A 24,031-nucleotide genomic window follows, 5' to 3' on the forward strand; every position below is an offset into this window, starting at 1 on the left:
TCTCGCGTAAGGAGGGGAACAGATGGCTGACAAACCAGCTCGTTCTAAACAAATTGAAACTGAAATGACCCTTGAGCAAGTGAAAGAACAACTCACTGAGCTCGGAAAAAAACGTGGCGTTCTTACATATGAAGAGATTGCAGAACGCATGAATGGATTTGAAATTGAATCCGATCAAATGGATGAATACTATGAATATTTAGGTGAACAAGGGATCGACTTAGTTGGCGACAATGACAACGACGAAGGCCCTAATAATCGCCAAATAGCAAAATCGGAAGAAGAATTCGACCTCAATGATTTAAGCGTACCACCAGGGGTTAAAATCAACGATCCTGTTCGTATGTATTTAAAAGAAATTGGTCGTGTAGATTTACTATCTGCAGAAGAAGAAATTCGACTTGCAACGCGTATTGAAGAAGGCGATGAAGAAGCGAAACGTCGTCTTGCAGAAGCAAACTTACGTCTTGTAGTAAGTATTGCAAAGCGCTACGTGGGCCGTGGTATGCTTTTCTTAGACTTAATCCAAGAAGGGAATATGGGTCTAATTAAAGCGGTTGAAAAGTTCGATTATCGTAAAGGTTTCAAATTTAGTACGTATGCAACTTGGTGGATTCGCCAAGCAATTACACGTGCGATTGCAGACCAAGCAAGAACAATTCGTATCCCAGTTCATATGGTTGAAACGATTAATAAGTTAATTCGTGTACAACGTCAATTATTACAAGATTTAGGACGTGAACCATCTCCTGAAGAGATTGGTGAAGAAATGGATCTTGCTCCAGAAAAAGTACGTGAAATCTTGAAAATTGCACAGGAGCCAGTTTCTCTTGAAACACCGATTGGTGAAGAAGATGACTCCCATTTAGGTGATTTCATTGAAGACCAAGAAGCAACATCGCCTGCGGACCATGCAGCGTATGAATTGCTAAAAGAACAATTAGAAGATGTGTTAGATACACTAACAGATCGTGAAGAAAATGTTCTACGTCTTCGTTTTGGTTTAGATGATGGACGAACTCGTACGCTTGAAGAAGTTGGGAAAGTATTCGGCGTAACGAGAGAACGTATCCGTCAAATTGAAGCAAAAGCACTTCGTAAATTGAGACATCCAAGCCGTAGTAAGCGTCTTAAGGATTTCTTAGAATAGGCTACCTTTAAGTTTACTTCACTTTTGTGAAGTAAACTTTTTTATTTTGTTAATTTTTGTTAAACTTTAGCTGTCAGCAACGATTACAATTTCTTGTAATTTATTTTACAGAATTGTCTTTTGATTTGCAAATGCTCATTTTTCGATTTTTCGATTAATTTTGTTTATTCTATACAAAAATATATGTAGAAAAGTGAAAAATATGATGAGAAACGTTAATAATTATCGAAATAATAAGCGATATAACAATAAAAAACAATAAACTGAATTTATGGAATATTTTTAACGATTAGTAGTTTACTCTTTTCTGATAGAGCGTTTTCAAGTACAATGGAAATGACTGAATCATCTAACTATTTAGGGGTATAGAGGGGGGAGAAGAGATATGAAACGTAATCCGCTGATTCCGTTCGCTCTTATTGCAGCATTGGGTATTATCGTTATGTTTGTATTTTCATTTCAGGGGCTAAATAAATCTAAAGAGTTAGCTGATGCAAAAAATGGCGGGAAGCCAGCACAAACAGCATCCAAGCCAGAGGATATTGTGAAGCAAAGCTGTACGAGCTGCCACGGTGATCAGTTACAAGGGGCGGTAGGACCTAATTTACAAAAAATTGGTGGGAAACTTTCAAAGGATGAAATTAAAGAAATTCTTTCGAAAGGAAAAGGCAATATGCCTGCCAATATAGTTCCAGCTGATCAAGCCGCTAAAGTAGCTGATTGGTTATCAAAGAAAAAATAAAGTTCCGTATGACAAGCCTTTTGCTTATGCAAAGGGCTTGTTTTTCTATATTTTCTCAAATACGATGAATGATAGAGAAGTGAATTGTTGTTATAGGCTTGCAACAACTACTATAAATTCATTATCATGGAGACAGACTGACAAGAGAAGGAGTAATGGAAATACATGAATGAAGTAAAGCTTTCAAAACGATTAGAAGAAGTTGTGCGTGAAATACCAGTAGGATCTACAGTTGCTGATATTGGATCGGATCATGCTTATTTACCGTGTTATACAATTATAAATAATATTGCTACTAAAGCAGTTGCTGGAGAGGTTGTAGATGGACCATTTCGCTCTGCGCAGGCAACTGTAGCTGAAAGTGGCTTACAAGATAAAGTAGATGTGCGTAAAGGGAATGGATTAGCTGTTATCGCGCCAGGAGAAGTAGATGTAATTACGGTTGCCGGAATGGGCGGAGCGTTAATTCGTGATATTTTAGAAAGTGGTAAAGAAAAATTAGAAGGTGTAACACGTTTAATTTTACAGCCGAATATTGCAGCGCATCACATTCGTGAATGGTTTATTGAGAATGGATGGGAGCTTATCCATGAAAAAATCGTAAAAGAAGATGGAAAAATTTACGAGATTTTAGTAGGGGAGCGAGGAAATATCACGGTTCCTTACTCTGAAAATAAACAGGCTGAATTATTTATGGGACCATTTTTAATGAAAGAAAAAAGTGAAGCTTTCGTTGAAAAGTGGGAAGGAGAATTAAAAAACTTCCAAAATATTTTAAAGCAGTTAGAACGTGCGGCTGATTCTGAAGAAACAAAAGCGAAGCGTGCGGAAGTAGAAGCGAAAATGAAAATGATAGGGGAGGTTTTATCATGAGTAAAATTCCAAATGGCCATGAAATTATTTCGTTATTTGAAAGTATGTATCCGAAGCATTTGGCGATGGAAGGAGATAAGATTGGGCTGCAGATTGGAGCGCTTAATAAACCCGTGCAGCACGTATTAATTGCGTTAGATGTAACGGAAGAAGTTGTGGATGAAGCAATTCAATTAGGAGCGAATGTCATTATTGCGCATCACCCTTTAATTTTTAACCCGCTAAAAGCGATCCATACAGATAAGGCGTATGGGAAAATTATTGAAAAGTGTATGAAAAATGATATTGCAATCTATGCAGCACATACAAATGTGGATGTTGCTAAGGGCGGGGTAAATGATTTACTTGCTGAGGCGTTAGGATTGCAAAATACAGAAGTTTTGGCACCGACATATGCAGAAGAAATGAAAAAAATTGTTGTGTTTGTGCCTGAAACTCATGCAGAAGAAGTACGAAAAGCATTAGGAGACGCAGGTGCTGGTCATATCGGCAATTATAGTCACTGTACGTTTAATAGCGAGGGTACAGGTACGTTTGTACCTCAAGAGGGGACAAATCCTTATATCGGGGAAACTGGACAGTTAGAGCGCGTAGAAGAAGTGCGAATCGAAACGATTATTCCAGCTTCACTACAACGAAAAGTGATTAAAGCAATGGTAACAGCACATCCATATGAAGAAGTAGCCTATGATGTGTATCCACTTGATAACAAAGGTGAAACGTTAGGGCTTGGAAAAATAGGGTATTTACAAGAAGAAATGACACTTGGACAGTTTGCAGAACATGTAAAGAAATCGTTAGATGTAAAGGGTGCGCGAGTTGTTGGGAAATTAGATGATAGAGTGCGCAAAGTAGCTGTACTTGGTGGCGATGGTAACAAATATATCAATCAAGCTAAATTTAAAGGAGCAGATGTATATGTAACGGGTGACATGTATTATCACGTGGCCCATGATGCGATGATGCTCGGTTTAAATATCGTCGACCCAGGACATAACGTTGAAAAGGTAATGAAGCAAGGTGTACAAAAGCAATTACAAGAAAAAGCAGATGCAAAGAAACTGAACGTACATATTCATGCTTCGCAATTACATACAGATCCATTTACATTTGTATAAGAAAAATAAAAACCGTTGCTCATATAGGCAACGGTTTTTATTATTGTTCTTTTTTCACTTTTACACGAGGTAATATTTTTTGTAACGGTACTTTTCGAACTCTTTCCCATGTAGCAGGATTCATTGGGTCATATTGCTCTAAGAAAGCGATAACCTCTTTTGTAATTGGTGTTGGAGTAGAAGCGCCTGCTGTAACAGCTACGTTCTCGACACCTTGTAGCCATTCTAATTTGATTTCACTTACGTCTGCAACGCGGTATGCTTTCGTACCAGCGATTTCTTGTGATACTTGTGCTAAACGGTTTGAGTTATTACTTTTCGGATCACCAACAACAATTGTTAAGTCTGCAACATCAGCTTGTTTGGCAACCGCTTCTTGGCGAACTTGAGTTGCTAAACAAATTTCCTTATGGAATTCTGCTGTTGGGAATTTCTTCTGAATGTCCTCCATTAAATGTTGAACATCCCATTGACTCATCGTTGTTTGATTTGTAACTAAAATTTTATCCGTTGGAATTTCTAATGTCTTTAAATCATCGGCTCTTTCGATAAGATGAACGATATCAGGTGCGATACCAACTGCGCCTTCTGGTTCTGGATGATTTTTTTTGCCGATATAAATGACATGGTAACCTTCAGCTTTCTTTGCTTCAATAAGGTCATGTGTTTTTGTAACATCTGGGCAAGTGGCATCAATTGTTGTTAAACCTTTTTCTTTTGCACGTTGTTTAACTTCTGGAGAAACACCGTGTGCAGTGAAAATAACAGTACCAGAATCGATTTTATCTAAAATGTCTAATCGACTTGGACCATCTAATGTGATGATGCCATCTTCTTCGAATGCATCTGTTACATGTTTGTTGTGAACAATCATACCTAAAATATAAATAGGTCTTGGTAATGATGTATCTAATGCGGCGTTACGTGCAATAACCATCGCGTCCACAACACCGTAGCAATAACCACGAGGGGAAATTTTAACAATTTTCATATGAGTAATCCTCTCCTTCTAAACAAGGGATACTTTTGTGCATAGTCTTTTACATTATAAAGGAGGAGTGGATAGAAAACAAAGGATTGTTACACATATAGTTTTGGTTTTGTTGCTATTTTTTGAACAGGCTCCTCTCGTACTTCTTTTTCTATGACTGGCTCAATCACCATTTTTTTTCTTTTTTTGGATGGAGGATGTGGAGTTGCTACCTCAACCTTTTCTGTTACGTCTTTAGTTTGATCTTCGGTTGGATTTTCTTCCGTACTTTTTCCAGAGGTGAGAATTTTAACAATGCTTGGTAGGTTACGCATAATGGGACCGTACTGTTCGACGACAGGGCTTACAGATTGAACGACTTGTGATACTTTTTCGATATTATTTATCATAGTAGTTGGATTCGAAATTAAATTCGAAAAAAAACTACCGATGCCGCTACTTGATGTGGCTGTAGTTGCTGCACCGCCGCGGGTGTCATTTGATTCATACATTTGAGGAGGGATCATTTGCTCGGGATGCTGCTGCATGTATGGTTGATATTGCTGCGGGTATTGGTGTTGGTATTGTTGCTGATATTGCTGCCGATATTGAGGTGGCGGTTGCTGGTGCATCATTGGCGGTCCTTCTATTTGTCGATAAGGCGGAACCATTTGCATGTAAGGTTCGGTTGGGTCGTGTTTTTTAAAGAGTTTAGCAAGAAAACCTTTCTTTTTTTGTGCCATCGGTGGTAGTTGTGGAATTGGATATGGTGTATAAGGTTGCTGCCCTGGATTCGGATACATTTGTCTCATGGGGGATTTTGGAAACATGTGAGAAATCCTCCTTTCTTCAGTTAGGTATATACACATACAATATGCAATAAGAGGGAAGAAGGTTAGTTTTTAAAGTAAAAACCTAAACTAAAGATGGATTTTACTTGTAGATTTCGATATAATGTAGACTTGACTGATTTGTGCGCGCAGTAGAAATTTAGAAAGAAGGTGTAACTTATGACACAACAAACTTTTACACAGTATGATTTTAAACCATTTTTAATAGATGCAGTTCGTGAACTACGCTTTACAGAGCCGACAGGAATTCAACAGAAAATTTTCCCGGTCGTGAAAAAAGGTGTAAGTGTAATTGGACAATCCCAAACAGGTTCTGGGAAAACACATGCATACTTACTTCCTACATTGAACAGAATTAACCCAGGTCGTGAAGAAGTACAACTTGTTATTACAGCGCCTACTCGTGAGTTAGCACAACAAATTTACGAAGAAATCGTGAAATTAACAAAGTTCTGTGCGGAAGATCAAATGATTACAGCACGTTGTTTAATTGGTGGAACTGATAAACAACGATCAATTGAGAAGTTGAAAAAACAACCTCATATTGTAGTTGGAACGCCAGGACGTATTAAAGACTTAGTAGAAGAACAAGCACTGTTTGTTCATAAAGCAAATACGATTATTGTCGATGAAGCAGACTTAATGCTTGATATGGGATTCATTCATGATGTAGACAAGATTGCAGCACGCATGCCTAAAAACTTGCAAATGTTAGTTTTCTCTGCAACAATTCCTCAAAAACTAAAACCGTTTCTGAAGAAATACATGGAGAATCCAGAGCATATTCATATCAATCCAAAACAAGTTGCGGCTGGAAATATTGAGCATTATTTAGTGCCTTCTAAACATCGCAACAAAATCGATTTAGTGAAAAGAATGTTACTACAATTTAAACCGTATTTAGCAGTTGTTTTCACGAATACGAAGAAAATGGCAGATCAAGTTGCTGACGGATTAACGGAACGCGGCTTAAAAGTTGGACGAATTCACGGAGATTTATCACCTCGTGATCGTAAAAAAATGATGAAACAAATTCGTGACCTTGAATTCCAATATATTGTTGCAACTGATTTAGCAGCACGTGGTATTGATATTGAAGGAATTAGTCATGTTATTAATTATGAACTTCCATCAGATTTAGATTTCTTCGTTCACCGTGTTGGAAGAACAGCACGCGCAGGCTATTCAGGTATTGCAGTGACGATTTATGATCCAGCAAACGAAGAAGCGTTAGATAGTTTAGAAAAACAACGTCATATCGAGTTTAAACATGTAGATTTACGCGGAGATGAGTGGGTGGATTTAGGTGAACGTCGTCGTCGTAAGAGCCGTAAAAAACCAAATGATGAACTTGATGTTATGGCAACGAAAGTTGTTAAAAAACCGAAAAAAGTAAAACCAAACTATAAACGTAAACTTGCAACAGAACGTGACAAAGTGAAAAGAAAATATAGCAATAAAAAAAGATAAGGGATTTCCCTTATCTTTTTTTATCCCGCTATTTACGGGGATAATAATCAGTGGAGAATGGAAAAAACAATTCACTACATATTTCTACAAATTATGCTATCATTATATCTATTGTATATTGAAGAGGTGATTGTATGTTAAAGATTGGATCTCATGTTTCTATGAGTGGTAAGAAAATGTTATTAGCAGCAAGTGAAGAGGCTGTTTCATACGGTGCAACGACGTTTATGATTTATACAGGTGCACCGCAAAATACAAGAAGAAAACCAATTGAAGAATTGAACATAGAAGCAGGAAGAAAACATATGGAACAAAACGGTATCGAAGAGATTATCGTACATGCGCCATATATTATTAATGTTGGAAATACGACGAAGCCAGAAACATTCCAATTAGGTGTAGATTTCCTTCGTATGGAAATTGAGAGGACATCAGCATTAGGTGTGGCGAAACAAATCGTTCTTCACCCAGGTGCGCACGTCGGTGCAGGAGCAGACGCTGGTATTCAACAAATTATTAAAGGGCTGAATGAAGTATTAACGCCAGATCAGACGGTGAACATTGCGTTAGAAACGATGGCAGGAAAAGGAACAGAATGCGGCCGTAGTTTTGAAGAAATTGCAAAAATTATTGATGGTGTAAAATATAATGAAAAACTATCCGTATGCTTTGATACGTGCCATACGCACGATGCAGGATATGACATTGTAAATGATTTTGATGGTGTACTAAACGAATTTGATAAGATTGTTGGTATCGATCGTTTACAAGTACTTCATATTAATGATAGTAAAAATGTACGCGGCGCAGGAAAAGACCGTCATGAAAATATCGGTTTCGGTCATATTGGCTATAAAGCGTTGCATCATATTGTGCATCATCCGCAGTTAACGCACGTACCAAAAATTCTGGAAACGCCATATGTAGGTGAAGATAAAAAGGACAAGAAGCCGCCATATAAATTAGAAATCGAAATGCTGAAAAATGGTACTTTTGATGAAGGACTTCTTGAGAAAATTAAAGCGCAATAAGCAATAAGGAGGGGAATATCCCCTCCTTATTTTAGTAGTTGCTGAAATAAAGTATTTACTTGTTGGGCAGTAGCGGGCGAGGTTACTTGAGCTATTTGTTTTAAGAGCGCTAGTCGTTCGTCATTATCGTAAATGTTAATATTCTTTCCTTTCATAAGTCCAACAATTTGATCAGCTTGTGCAGTCGTAATTGGAACGTCATATTCTTTACTATATTTCAATAATTCCTTTGTAGAAATATGATTTAATTTTTTATTTACAAGTTGTTTAATGAGGTTCATCGAGTTATCCTCCTTCACACGTTCTTCTATCGAAATATATGAGTACGTAGCTTGTACATATTCGTATAGAGTTTCTTTTTTCATGAGAAAAAGAAGCGTATGTTATAATATAAGGACAAAACTATAGAAAAAGAGTATAGGGAGGACTTATGGAGCAAAAGCAACATCGAAAAGAAAGTGTTATCCATCTTATTTATCGTTTAGTTATGATTATTTTTGGGGCAGCATGCGCAGCGGTAGCAATTGAATTATTTTTAATGCCAAATAAAATTATTGACGGTGGAATTATTGGTATTTCTCTTATATTAGATTATCTTACTCCTAATATTTGGTGGTTAAGTTTTTCTACTTTGGTCGTTATTCTCAATATCCCATTTATGTATTCGGGTTATAAGCAAATCGGAAAAACGTTCATGCTATCTTCGGCGTTCGGTATTGTAGCTTTAGCGTTTATTGAATCAACGTTACATGCTGTGCCGCCATTTACAACAGAGCCAATTTTAGCTACAGTGTTTGGTGGTCTTATTTTAGGTCTTGGTGTAGGGCTCGTTATTCGTCATGGTGGATCAATGGACGGAACAGAAATTATGGGTATTTTATTAACGAAGAAATTACCTTTCTCCGTTGGCGAATTTGTAATGTTTGTGAACTTATTCATTTTTGCATGGGCAGCATTTGTATTTGGTGTTGAACAAGCGATGTATTCTGTTATGACGTACTACATTGCATTCAAAACAATTGATACAGTCATTCAAGGTTTAGATGAAACGAAAGCTGTTTTAATTGTATCAGATCAATATGAGGAAGTATCAAATGCGATTTTACATCGTCTTGGTCGTGGAACTACAAAGCTTGTAGCGAAAGGCGGTTACACGGATAAAGAAAAAGAAGTGATTTATGCAGTTGTAACACGTTTAGAAGTGACAAAGTTAAAATCAATTGTGTATGAAATTGATGCGAATGCGTTTGTTACGATTATGAGTACACAAGAGACAAATGGTGGTAAGTTTAAATCAGCTATTCACTAAAAAATTAATTATAATATCTTTTGAAAGCAGAGAATTTTTCTCTGCTTTTTGTTATAATAGTAAGGTTTCTTGAAAAAGTAGATATATTTTAGGCAGATTGGTTTACAACTATAATAAGCTGTACTATAATTCAAATAGATATAAATCGGAATCATTCTGAATTAAAATAGGTGAGATGCTATGAACAACATATTAGAAATAGAAGGATTGTCATTTCGATATGAAGATCGAAATGTGTTAGAAGATATAAATTTGCAAGTTCCGAAGGGAGCTTTTTTAGGTTTAGTTGGGCCAAATGGTTCAGGGAAATCAACTTTGCTAAAATGTTTATTAGGCGTTTTAAAGCCAAAACAGGGAAGCATTCGTTTGTTTGGTGTTGATAGTAAGAAGTTTAAAGAATGGAACAAAGTTGGTTATGTGTCGCAAAAGGCAAATAGCTTTAATTCTGGTTTTCCGGCAACTGTGTTTGAAGTTGTGTCAATGGGACTCGTTTCGAAAAAAGGGTTGTTTCGCTTTTTTACGAAAAACGATAAGAAAAAGGTAGAAAAAGCGATTGCTGATGTAGGAATGAGTGAGTTTCAAGGACGTAATATTGGAGAACTTTCTGGTGGACAACAACAGCGCGTATTTATTGCTCGTGCGCTCGTTAGTGATCCTGAATTACTTATTTTGGACGAGCCCACTGTTGGAATCGATGTGAAGAATGTAGAAAGTTTTTATGAGATATTAGAGGATTTAAACAAAAGGCTAGGAATTACATTAATTCTCGTTACGCATGATATGGGAGCTGTTACCGAGAAGGTAACACATGTTGCATGCTTAAACCAACATTTACATTTCCATGGAAATGTAGAAAAGTTCCGAGAGTTAGAAGATGCAGAAATGTCCGTCTTATATGGACATCATGTTCATCGTTTAGAACACGAGCATGAGCATCACGGGAGGATATAATGATACAAGATTTTTTACAATATGACTTTTTACGTAACTCTTTATATGCAGGGATTTTAATAGGACTTGTTGCGCCACTTATCGGTGTATTTGTTGTCATTCGTCGTATGTCGCTTATTGCAGATGCGTTAAGTCACGTGACATTATCAGGTATTGCTGCAAGTTTATTACTAGAAAAAACAATTTTCACAGGAGGATTTTTAAATCCGTTATATATGGGTATGATTTTTTCTATGGGTGGGGCGTTACTTATTGAAAAACTACGTACTGTATATAAACATTATCAAGAATTAGCAATTCCAATTATTCTTTCAGCAGGAATGGGGATTGGCGTTATTTTTATTTCACTTGCAAATGGATTTAACACAGATTTATTTAGTTATTTATTTGGTAGTGTAAGTGCTGTAACAAGTACGGATTTAATAATCATTGGCATTGTAGCAATTGTTGTTATTGTAACGATTACTTTATTATACAAAGAGCTATTTTTACTATCGTTCGATGAGGAATACGCTGTATCAACCGGTTTGAGTGCAAAGTGGATTCACTTTATTTTCATTATATTGGTTGCGCTTGTCATTGCGGTATCAATGCGTGTAGTAGGGGTTCTTCTCGTATCATCATTAATGACGTTACCAGTTGCAGCAAGTATTCGTATTGCGAATGGATTTAAACAAACAATTTTCTTCTCCATTTTATTTGGTGAAATTGCAGTAATTGGTGGAATGTTTGCTTCGTATCAACTTGATTTAGCACCAGGTGGTACAATTGTTATGATAGCGGTTCTTATTTTAATTGGTGCGATTTTATGGAAAAAGAAAAAAACTGCATAAAGTAGGGATAGATATGAATCTAACAGAAGCTTTACGCCTAATGAAAGATAAAGGATACAAACATACTGGGAAAAGGGAAGAAATGCTCAGGTTATTTGCAGCTCACAATCGTTATTTAACGGCGAAAGACGTTTTAGAGCATATGAAGGATGATTATCCAGGTCTTAGTTTTGACACGATTTATCGTAACTTAACGGTGTTTGCTGAAATCGGTGTTTTAGAACAAACGGAATTAAACGGTGAAAAACATTTTCGTTTTACATGTTCTATTATGGAACATCATCATCATTTTATTTGTTTAGATTGTGGAGGGACGAAAGAGATTACTTCTTGCCCGATGGATTTTATGAATAAAGATTTTAACGGTTATGAAGTAACTGGTCATAAGTTTGAAATATATGGCCGTTGTCCAAAATGTGCAAAGTAAAAGCTCGTCAGTTCTATAACTGACGAGCTTTTTTACGTAGAAAAGAAGGTTGCTCACAAATGTTGTGGGCAACCTTCTTTTTATTTTATTGTTCTTGTGTTTCTTTTTCTTTTTCTTTTTCTCGTTCAGCAGCCATTTCAGCAGCAATTACGTCGATTTCTTTTTTCAGTTCTTCTACCATTATTTCTTCTGGTACTTTACGAACGACTTGCCCTTTACGGAATAATAGTCCTTCTCCGCGCGCGCCGGCAATACCGATATCAGCTTCACGAGCTTCACCAGGACCATTTACAGCGCAGCCAAGTACTGCAACTTTAATTGGTACTTGTAGTGTAGAAATATACTCTTCCACTTCGTTAGCGATACTAATTAAATCAATTTCAATACGACCGCAAGTTGGACAAGAAATAAGTGTTGCTGCATTAGATGCAAGGCCGAATGACTTTAATAGTTCACGCGCAACTTTTACTTCTTCAACTGGGTCAGCACTTAATGAAATACGTAGTGTATTTCCGATGCCTTTACTTAAGATTGCTCCAAGACCAGCGGCACTTTTTACAGTTCCGGCAAATAACGTTCCAGATTCTGTGATACCTAAATGTAGTGGATAATCAAAAGCACGTGCAGCTTTTTCGTATGCTTCAATTGCCAAGTTAACATCAGAGGCTTTCATAGATACGATAATATCATGGAAATCTAAGTCCTCTAAAATTTTAATGTGATGTAGGGCGCTCTCAACCATACCATCTGCAGTTGGGTATCCGTACTTTTCCAAAATGTGACGCTCTAATGAACCTGCGTTTACACCGATACGGATTGGAATACCACGTTCTTTTGCTGCATTTACAACAGCTTCTACTTTATGGCGACGACCAATGTTACCTGGATTGATACGTACTTTATCAATGCCGCCTTCAATTGCTTTTAAAGCAAGGCGATAATCAAAATGAATATCAGCAACAAGTGGAATGTTGATTTGTTTTTTAATATCAGCAATAGCATTTGCTGCGCGTTCGTCTGGAACAGCAACACGCACGACTTGACAGCCAGCTTCTTCTAAACGTTTAATTTCAGCAACTGTTGCTTCAACATCATGTGTTTTTGTTGTTGTCATACTTTGTATAATTAATTCATTATTACCGCCAATTGTTAAATTACCGACTTTAACTGGACGTGTTTTTGTACGATGAGTCATTTCATTCACGAATAGATCGCTCTCCTTATAAAAGAAGTTTCTTATTTAGTCCCTTATATCAATGATAGTATACGTGATACAGGGCTATAGAAACCGAAGTGCTCGGTTTCACTTTTACTATTGTATCAGCGCCTTTATGTAATTGACAAGGATTAAGTGATTGCTTATTGATATAACGGGAATTTATAAGACTTTCCAAGTTGTATTTTTGTAGCAGGTGTATTTTTATTTAATTGTTTAAAATCATCAATTACTTTTTCGATAGAAGGAATTTTTTTCTTATTGATCGCTTCTGTAATGGAAAGAACCGTATCACCTGTTTTGACTTCAATTGTTTTATAAGTGACATCTGTTTCTTTTTCCGCCTTGTTTTCTTTTTTTTGTTTTGTATTTGTACTTTCTTGTTTTATCGTTTCGGCCGCATTTGTCTTTTTATATGAACTTAACATCGGCAAAGTGCCAATTTTTATATCGTAATAAAATATATAACCAAGAACAAGCGCGAATAAGAATATACCTAATCTCTTCATATTCTTCACTCCTTTGCTAGGAATATATGCTTGTCCAAAAAAAAAATGCCTATTTAGGCATTTTTTTCGTTCGGTTTTGGAACTTCTTTAATTGTTAAGTATAGAACAATTAAAACAACTGCGATATAAATGAATGTTGAACCAGGTACAACGATTTTGAATAAATCCATAATCATAAAGAAGATTGTTGGAATTGTGTAGCTGTAAGCAGTTAACGTCCATACTTGCTTATAAGATAATTTACGTTGACCACTCATAGCAGAACCGATAAACGCAAGTAAAGTAATTCCTAAGAAAGTAATGAACAATTGGAATAGATATACTAACACGCCGATAACAGCTAGTAAAATTGGATAAATACTATCGAATACTGAAATGAAATCTTGCAAATCTTTTTTCTCAAGAGATGTGCCTAATAAATCATTGTAGGAGTATGTTTGCGTCTGGCCATTTCCTATAGAAACTACTTTATCTTTTAAAATAAATAAACCAGTTTTATTTTGATACTTTTCGATATCTGTTGTATTTGGATCAAATACGAAAAGAGCATCTCCCTCTTCTTTTTGAATAGGTTGTTCAATATCAGCTTTTAGTTCACCATTTTCGATTTTAAAATCAGGTAAATCTTTTTCAATTGCTTGATTTACCATAGTAACACTATCTTGGATAAAGCTACCGTAAAAGAATGTTCTTGGAATAGTAGTGATTAGACAAAGTAGCATAATATACAAAATGGTTTTTCCGATTTTTTGAAAACGGAATAGCGCCATATCTTTAGGCGAATATACGCTTTTGACTAATTGGGTAAATATGGACATAGATTCACTTCCTTTATGTATGTATAAAATCATTGTAACGTAGGAATCTAGGGAATCTCAAGATATATTATATTTACATATAGTAGAGACAACTAAATTTCTTTTTATTAATTTTCTTCTTTTAAATGAGAAAAATACAATTGACACTTTTCTTTTCTATATGGTAAATTTATCTTACATTTCTTAAAGGATATATCCGATAGGAATTCCTTTATTTGATGTATTGTTACATACATAATTGTGGACCCTTAGCTCAGCTGGTTAGAGCAGACGGCTCATAACCGTCCGGTCGTAGGTTCGAGTCCTACAGGGTCCATATCCATTTCACGTGTTTATTATGTCAGTAGGAAGCTTCCTTGTAGAAGGGGGCTTTTTTTATGAAATATATGAGCATTTTAATTGAAAAGAAGTGGGAATTTTGCTACTTTAATGATAGCAAGACAATGCGATTTATTTGTTTGCACCCTATGGCAATTAGGGTAGAATGTAGTTGTATGTCACTTAAGTGGCAATACATAAACTGGGAGGAATATAACAATGGCAAAACACGAATTACCAAATTTACCTTATGCGTATGATGCTTTAGAGCCTCACTTTGACAAAGAAACAATGAACATCCATCATACAAAACACCATAACACGTACATCACAAACTTAAACGCTGCTTTAGAAGGTCATGCAGAATTAGCTGACAAAAGCGTAGAAGAATTAGTTGCAAACTTAAACGAAGTACCAGAAGCAATCCGTACAGCAGTACGTAACAATGGTGGCGGACATGCTAACCACACATTCTTCTGGACGATCTTATCTCCAAACGGCGGTGGACAACCAGTAGGCGAACTTGCAACTGCAATTGAAGCGAAATTCGGTAGCTTCGATGCATTCAAAGAAGAATTCGCAAAAGCTGGCGCAACTCGCTTCGGTTCTGGTTGGGCTTGGTTAGTAGTAAATAATGGTGAATTAGAAGTAACAAGCACGCCAAACCAAGATTCTCCTCTAACTGAAGGTAAAACACCAGTTATCGGTTTAGATGTTTGGGAACATGCTTACTACTTAAATTATCAAAACCGTCGTCCAGACTACATCGGTGCATTCTGGAACGTTGTAGATTGGAACGCTGCTGAAAAACGTTACCAAGAAGCAAAATAATTGTAATAACGATAGAAAAAGCTAGGAGAATGCTCCTAGCTTTTTTCTATGCTTTCCTTTTACATAATTGGGCTTGTCTTTGGAAGACTAGAACATGAAGTAAAGGAGAGTTGTGTATGAAGTGGAAACATATAATTGGTGACGTTGAAGTGAATCGGGATTTAGTGTTATTACTCCTTATTGGAGGTTTATACACGCTCGCAATTTCTTTATCGAATACGTTTGTTAACATTTATTTATGGAAACAAACACAAAATTATGTGAATCTCGGCTTGTATAATTTGGCCAGCGTTGTATTGCAGCCCCTCACATTTCTTATAGGTGGGAAATTAGCGAAGCGTATTGATCGCTCGATCTTGTTACGAATAGGCGTAGGCACGTTAGCGATTTTTTTTATCGTTGTTTTAGTAGCGGGAAAAAGCGCTTCTCACTATATTTTATTAATGGGGGCTCTTTTAGGAGTCGGATATGGTTTTTACTGGCTCGCGTTTAATTTATTAACATTTGAGATTACAGAACCAGAAACAAGAGATTTCTTTAACGGGTTTCTTGGGCTTCTTACATCCTTCTCTGGCATGATTGGACCGATAGCAGCTGGATACACAATTTCACGTATGGAAAAGTGGAGTGGTTATACGGTCATATTCTTCCTCTCGTTACTGTTATTTGCAATTGCTGTCGTTTTAAGCTTTTTTGTATCTAAGAGAGAATGTGAAGGTCGTTATGAGGTTATACAAGTTTTGAAAGAGCGACGGATTGATAAAAATTGGGGGAGAATTACACGTGCTCATTTTTTCCAAGGATTGAGAGAGGGAACATTCATTTTTGTTATTTCAGTATACGTGTACTTAGCAACCGATAGTGAGCTTGCATTAGGGAAATATAGCTTAGTAAATTCTGCTGTATCATTTGTATGTTACTATTTAGTTGCTCGTATGTTAAAGAAAGAGTGGCGAAAAAAAGCAATTTTACTTGGAGGCATTATTTTATATGCTGTCGTATTTTTAGTTATATTCAATGTTACATACACAAAATTACTTATTTATGCAGCATGCATTGCGATTGCATACCCTATTTTACTCGTTCCATATGGATCGATGACATATGATGTAATTGGTAGAGCGAAAAATGCGAGAGAGTGGCGTGTAGAGTATGTTGTTGTCCGAGAATTATGGTTAAATGCTGGGAGAATTTGTTCAGTTTTAAGTTTTTTATGTGCTGTATTATTCTTTCCGCCTGAAAAGAGTTTACCTGTCTTACTATGTATTTTAGGTGCTGGACATTTTCTTATTTATTTTGCAGTTAAAAATGTCAAATATGATGAAGGAAATGCAGGGAACACAAGTGTTGTAGCACAAGGAACCACGCAGAATCAAACAGAACCAGAAGGTTAACTTATCGTTTGTTTTATGCTAGAATAGAAAAAGATGTAAGACAGCAGTGAGGACACCTGTATGAAGGTGTCCCTTTCAAATTACATAGCTGTTGGTAGAGGGGGTTTGTATGGGTAAGAAGCAGAAACAACAAAAGAAAAAGACTCACGTTCCTTTTCGGTTAAACGTGCTGTTTTTCTGCGTGTTTTTAATGTTCTCCGCGGTTATTGTAAGGCTTGGATATGTACAAATTGTTCGCGGTGAGGAATATAAGAATGAAGTGGAGAGGAAAGAAAACTCGACGATAAGTAATCCTGTACCACGTGGGAAAATATTTGACCGTTATGGGCGACCTGTAGTAGATAATGCAGCTGTACGTACGATTACATTTACAAAAATGAAAGGATCAACTGCAGAGGCTCGCTTAGAAACAGCGAAAAAATTAGCAGATTTGATTGAAGTACCGACAGATAAATTAACAGATCGCGATAAAAAAGATTATTGGCTTGCTATTCATAAAGAAGAAGCGCAAGAAAAAATTACGAAAAAGGATCGTCAAGAGTTTAAAGATAAAAAAATTGACGATAAAGAATTAGATGAGCGTCAACGAAATCGCGTGACGGAAGAAGAAGTGAATCAATTATCTGCAAAAGATTTAGAAGTGCTAGCGATTAAAAGCAAAATGGACGGCGGATATGCGATGACGCCACAAGTCATTAAAAAGGATGCTACAGATGAGGAATATGCGATTATTAGTGAAAATTTAGCGCAATTGCCGGGAGTAGATACAAGTGTCGATTGGGAACGAAAATATGCATATGATGGCGATTTGTTCCGAAGTGTACTTGGAGGTGTAACAACTTCTGACGAAGGTTTACCGAGAGAAAGACTAGATTACTATCTTGTTCGTGATTATAATCGAAATGACCGCGTAGGGAAAAGCTATCTTGAGCAGCAATATGAAGATAGTTTGCACGGTAATAAAGCGGAAGTGAGAAATATTACGGATAAAAACGGTAATATTTTAGAAACGATTAATGTATCAAAAGGGCAAAGTGGTAACAATCTGAATTTAACAATTGATATGGAATTACAAAAGCGTGTAGAAGAAATTATCACGAAAAATTTATTGAGATATAAAGGGGGACAACCTCTTTTAGATCGCGCATTCGTTGTAATGATGAATCCAAAAAATGGTGAAGTTTTATCTATGGCAGGGAAACAGTTAGTAGAAGAAAATGGCGAGACGAAAGTGCAAGATTTCGCATTAGGAACGATGACAAGTTCTTATCCGATGGGATCAACTGTAAAAGGTGCGACAGTACTTACTGGGTATCAGACAGGTGCCATTCAACCAGGTTCAGTTCAACTTGATGAACCAATCAGATTAAAGGGAACGCCACAAAAATCTTCTTGGAAGACGATGGGATACATTAATGATTTAACAGCATTAAAAATGTCTTCTAACGTATATATGTTTAAAACAGCGATGAATATCGCAGGTGTTCAATATGTAAGAGGTGGTACGTTAGATATACCACAAAAAGCATTTGATACGATGCGTTATTATTTCGGACAGTTTGGACTTGGTGTAAAAACAGGTATCGATTTACCAAATGAATCTGCGGGTCAAACAGGTAGAGGAAATCAGCCAGGTTTCTTATTAGATTTATCAATTGGGCAGTATGACACGTACACACCACTTCAATTAGCACAGTATGTTTCAACAATTGCAAATGGTGGTTACCGTATGCAGCCGCAAGTTGTAAAAGAAATTCGTCAACCGGAAGCGAAACAAGGCGAAGTTGGAAAAGTCGTTCACTCAATGGAACCGAAAGTACTAAACCGTATTGATATGCCTGAATCACAAATTAAACGTGTTCAGGAAGGATTTAGACAAGTATTTAATGAGTCTGGTGGTACAGCTGCGAAATACTTTACAGGCGCATCATATAAAGCTGCTGGTAAAACAGGTACAGCTCAAACTGTGTATGGCGGAGATAAAGAGATTGGTAGAAAAGCAAACGGTGAGCGTAAAGAAACATATAACTTAACATTAGTAGGTTATGCGCCACTTGAAGACCCTGAAGTAGCATTTTCTGTTGTTGTACCTTGGGTAGATGATAAATCAGGTATTAACGGTTATATTAGTCGTGACATTATGGACGCGTACTTTGATTTGAAAAAGGTAGAAAATGGCGAAGCTACACAAGAGGAAATAGATAAGAAAAATAAAAAGCAAGATGATGAATAAAAAAGTTGTAAAAAAAGCACACTATCTGAAAAGATAGTGTGCTTTTTTTTATGGTTCATGCATACGTTTTAATAAAGTGGACAAGCAGATTATATCGGAATTTTAAGGGACCTCGCAAATAATACGTATGCATTCACTATGGGAGTTATGGACCAATCCTTAGTGAAGATGAACGGTGGCTACAGATTAATAATTTACCTAATGTTGATTCTTGTGGAACTTTACAAAACTTTTACAAACAATTAAAACCGAATTAATAGTTTAGCAGTATTCTTATATCTGTAATCCTGTTATTTCCGGTTACTTCTAGGAGGAAGAACACGTGAAATGGATAAGTGCATCGATTAAAGTTTTCATACTGTCGACATGTTTCTGTTATGTTGGCACGTCTACTGCATTTGCTGTGAATGAAATGAGAGAAGTGAGAGTTGATGGATCCTCAACGGTTTTTCCTATTATAGAAGCAGTAGCGGAGGAATATACAAAGGTGCATCCGAACGTGAAAATTTCCATCAGTGTTTCTGGAACAGGAGGAGGATTTAATCGTTTCAGTAAAGGAGAAGTAGATATAAATAATGCTTCGAGAGTAATGAAACAAGTGGAAGAAAATGAAATGAAGAAAAACTCCATTCAGTTTACACCGTTTGAAGTCGCTTATGACGGTCTTACGATCGTTGTGAATCGTCAAAATAATTGGGTAGACAATATGACGGTAGACGAGTTACGTCTATTATGGAGTGAAGATGCAAGTGAAAAGCGATGGTCACAAATTCATTCATCATGGCCACGTGAACAGGTAAAGTTTTATGCGCCAGGTGTAGACTCTGGTACGTATGATTATTTTCAAAATGTCATCTTACAAAAAAGTCGCATTGTAAAAAAAGTCTCTTTGTCTGAAGATGATCAAGTTATTATGCAAGGGGTAATGAATGATAAAAATGCCATTGCTTTTGTAGGATATGCTTATTATATGGCCAATCGAGATAAGGTGAGAGCAATAAAAGTGAATGGTGTACTTCCGACGAAAGACACGATTCAATCAGGTGAGTATAAGCCGTTATCTAGGTCACTATTTGCTTATGTGAATCATGCATCTATCCGAAATAAAATGAATGTAGCAAACTATATTGAGTTTATGATTCAGCATGTTGGTAATCTTGCTGAAGAGGTTGGATATGTAAAATTACCAAAAGAAAAATACAATGAACAGCTGCGGATGTTAACAGAAATAAAAAGGTAATGTCAGGGTGGAAAGGGGTTTTCATCTTTGGCTTATAATGACAAAAGTCAAACTACATTTTCTGTACAACATTTGATTGAAAGAAATACAAAACATAGAAAAAAAACGCAGCGAATCAATCGAATCGTTCCATTATTACTAAAAATAATTGCTAGCGTGTCTATTGCGACGACACTTGGAATTATTTTTACGCTTTCTAATGAAACAATAATGTTTTTTCAAAAAATATCATTGCTCTCCTTTTTGACAGAGAAAGAATGGTTACCTTTTTTTGAAGACCCTAAATTCGGTATATTACCACTTATATGTGGAACGGTCCTTGTAACAGCGATCGCCATGTTCGTAGCAATTCCTATCGGTTTAGCGTGTGCCGTATTTTTAAGCGAATATGCTTCAAACAGTGTAAGAAAAGTATTAAAACCGATGTTAGAACTATTAGCAGGTATCCCGACAATTGTATATGGCTTTTTTGCATTAACAGTTGTTACACCGCTTTTACAACGGATTATACCTGATTTACAGTTTTTTAATGCGATTAGTCCAGGTATTGTGATTGGCTTTATGATGATACCTACAATTGCATCTCTGTCTGAAGATGCAATGAGAGCTGTAGCAAAAGGAACGAAAGAAGCTTCGTTGGCACTTGGAGCAACTCGGTTTGAGATGGTAAAACAAGTCGTGTTTCCTTCAGCTTTCGCAGGGATTATGGCAGCAATTATATTAGCTGCTTCCAGAGCAATCGGTGAAACGATGATCGTTGTAATTGCAGCAGGGTCCACACCGAACGTATCGCTCGATCCGACACACTCTATTCAAACGTTAACAGCTTATATTGTGCAAGTGAGTTTAGGTGATGCTCCGCATGGAACACTTACTTATTACAGCATGTACGCTGTAGGCGCAACGTTATTCTTGTTTACTTTTATAATGAACATCATTTCGCAATTTATTATGCGCCGCTTTAGGAGGGTGACATAATATGCGCATGTTGAATCATAAAAAAATACAAGAAAATATGGCATCACGTTTTTTAAAAGATCGAATTTACCAATTGTTATTTTATATGGCAATTTTGTTTTCAATAGTAATCCTACTTATTTTGCTTTTTCAAATTTTTGGAAAAGGTGTCAGTTACCTTTCGTTAGATTTCTTTACAAACTTCGCTTCGCGTAATCCGAAAGAAGCTGGGATTGCTGCAGCTTTGTCAGGAACAATATTATTTATGAGTATTGTTATATCACTCTCCTTTATATTTGGGGTCGGAACTGCTCTTTATTTAGAGCAATATGCGAAGGAATCTATATTTAAAAAGGTAATAGAAATTAATAATCAAACGTTAGCAGGAGTACCTTCCGTCGTATTTGGATTACTCGGCTTAACCATTTTTGTATACGCTCTTCATTTAGGTGAGAGTATTATTGCAGCGGCACTGACGATGAGCTTACTCGTCTTACCGACAGTTGTTGTAGCGAGTCAAGAAGCGATACGATCTGTACCGAGGTCATTATTAGAAGCTTCTTACGGGTTAGGTGCTACGAAGTGGCAAACGATGTATCAAGTTGTATTGCCATATGCGTTCCCAGGAATTATAACAGGTTGTACGTTAGCGATATCAAGAGCGATTGGAGAAGCGGCACCGTTATTAGTTATCGGGGCACTTGCATTTGCAAATTATGTTCCGTTTAGTATGTTTGATAGATTTACAGTTTTACCAATTCAAATTTTTAATTGGATGAGTAGACCACAGGAAGAATTTCAGTATGTAGCAGCTGCTGGGATGATTGTTTTGTTAGGTTTGTTGCTCTTGATTAATATAGTTGTCCTATGGTTGCGAAATCGAAAATAAGTTGGAAATGGATGAAAGGGGAATTCAAATGGTAGCAACAGTAGTAAATGTACAGGTGAAAAACGAGGAGAAAATCGAGACTGCGCCAAAGAAAGTAGTATTTGATACGAAAAACTTAAATTTATGGTATGGAGAAGACCATGCTTTAAAAGATATTAACTTAAGTATTCATGAGAATGAAGTTACAGCAATTATCGGGCCAAGTGGTTGTGGTAAATCAACGTACTTAAAAACATTAAATCGTATGGTAGAGTTAGTACCAATCGTGCGAACTACAGGCGTAATTGAATATAGAGAGCGCAATATATTTGATAAATCATATCCAGTTGAAGAATTACGAACACATGTAGGAATGGTGTTCCAAAAACCAAATCCATTTCCAAAATCTATTTATGAAAATGTAGCATACGGCCCGAAAATTCATGGTATTAGCGACAAGAAAACGTTAGATGAAATTGTTGAAAAAAGTTTACGTGGAGCAGCGATTTGGGATGAGTTAAAAGATCGTTTGCATGATAATGCATACGGTTTATCTGGTGGACAGCAACAGCGTCTATGTATCGCACGTTGTTTAGCGATTGAACCAGACGTTATTTTAATGGATGAGCCAACATCAGCACTAGATCCAATTTCAACATTAAAAGTAGAAGAATTAATTCAAGAGTTAAAGAAAGATTTTAGTATCGTTATTGTAACGCATAACATGCAACAAGCTGCGCGTATTTCAGATAAAACTGCTTTCTTCTTAAGTGGAGAAGTTGTGGAGTATACAGATACAAATAAATTATTTACGACACCTTCAGATAAGCGTACAGAAGATTATATTACAGGCCGATTCGGTTGATGTCGCTAGCAAGGCTAAGAGCAAATACCCTCTTAACAGAGGGTATTTCTTATTTTTACCTCATTTAAATTAGAGAAGTAATACTTCTCCTATCTTAAGGCTTATATAAGTAGGCTAGGTAGGAGAGTTATATATATTGGCACATAATATTGAGGGGGAAGAAACAATGGTACGAGAACAATTTCAATGTGATTTAAAAACGTTACAGCAAAAGGTGATTGAGCTTGGTGAACTAGCGAGAGAAGCTTTATTGCTTGCTATGGAAGGGCTTCATAAAAAGGATGTAGAGAAAGCGTTAGAGGTAATAGATGGTGATTATCGTATGGATAATTTAGAAGAGGAAATAAATGATCTTGCGCTTATGCTCATTACGAAGCAACAACCTGTAGCAAGTGATTTAAGAAGGATTTTCATTTCAATTAAAACAGCGACAGATTTAGAACGGATTGCAGATCATGCTGTTAATATTGCGAAATCAACCATTCGTCTCGGGGAAAAAGACGTGTCTGTTAGTTTGCACAATCTTGATGAGATGTTTGCGATTGCAAATAAGATGTTACAGTTAGCGCTAGATGCATATGAGCAAGAAAATTTAACTTTTGCGAAGCAAATTGCCGAAATGGATGATTCTGTTGATGAAATATATGGGAAAGCGATTCGTGAATTTATATCTTCAGTTCCAGAACAACCAGAAGCAATTACACAAATTACACAATTATCCTTTGTAGCGAGATATATTGAACGTGTAGCAGACCATATTACAAATATTGCTGAAAATGTTTTTTATTTAGTAAAGGGAAAGCATTACTTATTAAATGAATAAAGAAAAAAGCAGGTGAAACATCACCTGCTTTTTTTAGTCAAAACATGACAAAAAAAGCTCGTTGTTTCCTTTAGTTTATGATGATAAGATGTATCATAATATAATGGAAAAAATAGGGCGTATATGTTATTTGCTTATTAAGTAATATTTTAAAAGTTAATAGTAAGCGCTTTCTTCACTTGTTGAAAGGTGAATGTATATAAGGGGAACTTTACTGCCTGTCGGCCCGATTGG

Annotated in this window: 24 protein-coding genes and 1 tRNA gene; 19 read left to right on the forward strand and 6 right to left on the reverse strand. The window is 36.4% G+C overall.

Features of this window, described 5'->3' with window-relative positions; genetic code table 11:
• The first annotated feature begins 22 nt into the window (after positions 1-22).
• The 4 genes from rpoD to PDK19_RS02180 all read left to right on the forward strand — a co-directional run bounded on the left by rpoD (position 23) and on the right by PDK19_RS02180 (position 3,883).
• A complete protein-coding gene (rpoD, locus tag PDK19_RS02165; protein WP_000764060.1) occupies positions 23-1,150 on the forward strand; it encodes an RNA polymerase sigma factor RpoD in 1,128 nt (375 codons plus the stop codon).
• Positions 1,151-1,535: 385 nt separating this feature from the next.
• On the forward strand, positions 1,536-1,892 hold the full coding sequence (cccA, locus tag PDK19_RS02170) for a cytochrome c550 (protein WP_000828141.1): 357 nt from the start codon (positions 1,536-1,538) through the stop codon (positions 1,890-1,892).
• 165 nt (positions 1,893-2,057) lie between these two features.
• Positions 2,058-2,765 carry a tRNA (adenine(22)-N(1))-methyltransferase gene (locus PDK19_RS02175; RefSeq protein WP_001006540.1) on the forward strand — a complete coding sequence of 236 codons (708 nt, stop codon included), beginning with the start codon at positions 2,058-2,060 and terminating at the stop codon, positions 2,763-2,765.
• Positions 2,762-3,883 carry a Nif3-like dinuclear metal center hexameric protein gene (locus PDK19_RS02180; protein ID WP_049111811.1) on the forward strand — a complete coding sequence of 374 codons (1,122 nt, stop codon included), beginning with the start codon at positions 2,762-2,764 and terminating at the stop codon, positions 3,881-3,883. The genes PDK19_RS02175 and PDK19_RS02180 overlap by 4 nt, the downstream gene beginning before the upstream one ends.
• 40 nt (positions 3,884-3,923) lie before the next feature.
• Here the strand turns inward: PDK19_RS02180 and PDK19_RS02185 are convergent, their stop codons facing one another.
• Both PDK19_RS02185 and PDK19_RS02190 read right to left on the reverse strand, forming a co-directional pair.
• Positions 3,924-4,874, reverse strand: a complete 951-nt coding sequence (locus PDK19_RS02185) for a 4-hydroxy-3-methylbut-2-enyl diphosphate reductase (RefSeq protein WP_000706669.1) — start codon at positions 4,872-4,874, stop codon at positions 3,924-3,926.
• 89 nt (positions 4,875-4,963) lie between these two features.
• On the reverse strand, positions 4,964-5,683 hold the full coding sequence (locus tag PDK19_RS02190; RefSeq protein WP_242296093.1) for a YqfQ family protein: 720 nt from the start codon (positions 5,681-5,683) through the stop codon (positions 4,964-4,966).
• A 180-nt stretch (positions 5,684-5,863) separates the two neighbouring features.
• On the opposite strand from PDK19_RS02190, the gene PDK19_RS02195 reads away from it, so the two are divergent.
• Entirely contained in the window at positions 5,864-7,174 is a 1,311-nt protein-coding gene (locus tag PDK19_RS02195; RefSeq protein WP_000194029.1) for a DEAD/DEAH box helicase, read from the forward strand.
• Between the two features lie 134 nt (positions 7,175-7,308).
• The gene (locus tag PDK19_RS02200; protein WP_000912466.1) at positions 7,309-8,205 is read left to right on the forward strand and encodes a deoxyribonuclease IV; all 897 of its coding nucleotides are present in this window, start codon (positions 7,309-7,311) and stop codon (positions 8,203-8,205) included.
• Between the two features lie 26 nt (positions 8,206-8,231).
• Here PDK19_RS02200 and PDK19_RS02205 read toward each other — a convergent pair whose 3' ends face one another.
• Positions 8,232-8,486, reverse strand: a complete 255-nt coding sequence (locus tag PDK19_RS02205) for a DUF2624 domain-containing protein (RefSeq protein WP_001048963.1) — start codon at positions 8,484-8,486, stop codon at positions 8,232-8,234.
• A 149-nt stretch (positions 8,487-8,635) separates the two neighbouring features.
• Between PDK19_RS02205 and PDK19_RS02210 the strand changes: the two genes are divergently transcribed.
• The 4 genes from PDK19_RS02210 (at position 8,636) to PDK19_RS02225 (ending at position 11,725) form a co-directional block, all read left to right on the forward strand.
• Positions 8,636-9,514: a YitT family protein gene (locus PDK19_RS02210; RefSeq protein WP_000435958.1), complete on the forward strand. Its 879-nt coding sequence runs from the start codon at positions 8,636-8,638 to the stop codon at positions 9,512-9,514.
• Positions 9,515-9,694: 180 nt separating this feature from the next.
• Positions 9,695-10,465, forward strand: coding sequence for a metal ABC transporter ATP-binding protein (locus PDK19_RS02215; protein ID WP_001059653.1), 771 nt, complete (start codon positions 9,695-9,697; stop codon positions 10,463-10,465).
• Positions 10,465-11,298, forward strand: coding sequence for a metal ABC transporter permease (locus PDK19_RS02220; RefSeq protein ID WP_000613827.1), 834 nt, complete (start codon positions 10,465-10,467; stop codon positions 11,296-11,298). Before PDK19_RS02215 ends, PDK19_RS02220 begins: the two co-directional genes overlap by 1 nt.
• Positions 11,299-11,311: 13 nt before the next feature.
• The gene (locus PDK19_RS02225; protein WP_001054512.1) at positions 11,312-11,725 is read left to right on the forward strand and encodes a Fur family transcriptional regulator; all 414 of its coding nucleotides are present in this window, start codon (positions 11,312-11,314) and stop codon (positions 11,723-11,725) included.
• An 85-nt stretch (positions 11,726-11,810) separates the two neighbouring features.
• On the opposite strand, the gene ispG is transcribed toward PDK19_RS02225, so the two are convergent.
• The 3 genes from ispG to PDK19_RS02240 all read right to left on the reverse strand — a co-directional run bounded on the left by ispG (position 11,811) and on the right by PDK19_RS02240 (position 14,268).
• Positions 11,811-12,920: a flavodoxin-dependent (E)-4-hydroxy-3-methylbut-2-enyl-diphosphate synthase gene (ispG, locus tag PDK19_RS02230; RefSeq protein WP_130777227.1), complete on the reverse strand. Its 1,110-nt coding sequence runs from the start codon at positions 12,918-12,920 to the stop codon at positions 11,811-11,813.
• Between the two features lie 164 nt (positions 12,921-13,084).
• Complete coding sequence (locus PDK19_RS02235) at positions 13,085-13,450, reverse strand: hypothetical protein (RefSeq protein WP_270706519.1); 366 nt, start codon at positions 13,448-13,450, stop codon at positions 13,085-13,087.
• A 53-nt stretch (positions 13,451-13,503) separates the two neighbouring features.
• On the reverse strand, positions 13,504-14,268 hold the full coding sequence (locus PDK19_RS02240) for a DUF1189 domain-containing protein (protein WP_000021910.1): 765 nt from the start codon (positions 14,266-14,268) through the stop codon (positions 13,504-13,506).
• A 242-nt stretch (positions 14,269-14,510) separates the two neighbouring features.
• On the opposite strand from PDK19_RS02240, the gene PDK19_RS02245 reads away from it, so the two are divergent.
• From PDK19_RS02245 to phoU, 9 genes are all read left to right on the forward strand, one after another.
• Positions 14,511-14,584 (forward strand) — tRNA-Ile (locus PDK19_RS02245).
• Positions 14,585-14,805: 221 nt separating this feature from the next.
• Positions 14,806-15,417 carry a superoxide dismutase [Mn] gene (gene sodA / locus PDK19_RS02250; protein ID WP_001052031.1) on the forward strand — a complete coding sequence of 204 codons (612 nt, stop codon included), beginning with the start codon at positions 14,806-14,808 and terminating at the stop codon, positions 15,415-15,417.
• A 116-nt stretch (positions 15,418-15,533) separates the two neighbouring features.
• A complete protein-coding gene (locus PDK19_RS02255) occupies positions 15,534-16,811 on the forward strand; it encodes an MFS transporter (protein WP_270706521.1) in 1,278 nt (425 codons plus the stop codon).
• Positions 16,812-16,920: 109 nt separating this feature from the next.
• Positions 16,921-19,044, forward strand: a complete 2,124-nt coding sequence (locus tag PDK19_RS02260; RefSeq protein WP_000516829.1) for a peptidoglycan D,D-transpeptidase FtsI family protein — start codon at positions 16,921-16,923, stop codon at positions 19,042-19,044.
• Between the two features lie 322 nt (positions 19,045-19,366).
• On the forward strand, positions 19,367-20,284 hold the full coding sequence (phoX, locus tag PDK19_RS02265) for a phosphate ABC transporter substrate-binding protein PhoX (protein WP_270706525.1): 918 nt from the start codon (positions 19,367-19,369) through the stop codon (positions 20,282-20,284).
• 27 nt (positions 20,285-20,311) lie between these two features.
• Positions 20,312-21,262, forward strand: coding sequence for a phosphate ABC transporter permease subunit PstC (gene pstC, locus PDK19_RS02270; RefSeq protein ID WP_000323888.1), 951 nt, complete (start codon positions 20,312-20,314; stop codon positions 21,260-21,262).
• Between the two features lies 1 nt (position 21,263).
• The gene (gene pstA, locus PDK19_RS02275; protein ID WP_001242548.1) at positions 21,264-22,130 is read left to right on the forward strand and encodes a phosphate ABC transporter permease PstA; all 867 of its coding nucleotides are present in this window, start codon (positions 21,264-21,266) and stop codon (positions 22,128-22,130) included.
• 28 nt (positions 22,131-22,158) lie between these two features.
• Positions 22,159-22,974: a phosphate ABC transporter ATP-binding protein gene (pstB, locus tag PDK19_RS02280; protein WP_000226683.1), complete on the forward strand. Its 816-nt coding sequence runs from the start codon at positions 22,159-22,161 to the stop codon at positions 22,972-22,974.
• A gap of 166 nt (positions 22,975-23,140) precedes the next feature.
• Positions 23,141-23,797: a phosphate signaling complex protein PhoU gene (gene phoU, locus PDK19_RS02285; RefSeq protein ID WP_000251231.1), complete on the forward strand. Its 657-nt coding sequence runs from the start codon at positions 23,141-23,143 to the stop codon at positions 23,795-23,797.
• The last annotated feature ends 234 nt before the right edge of the window (positions 23,798-24,031 follow it).

Origin of the sequence: Bacillus cereus group sp. BcHK124, from assembly GCF_027712065.1 — a bacterium.
In the GTDB taxonomy this organism is placed as follows: domain Bacteria; phylum Bacillota; class Bacilli; order Bacillales; family Bacillaceae_G; genus Bacillus_A; species Bacillus_A pacificus.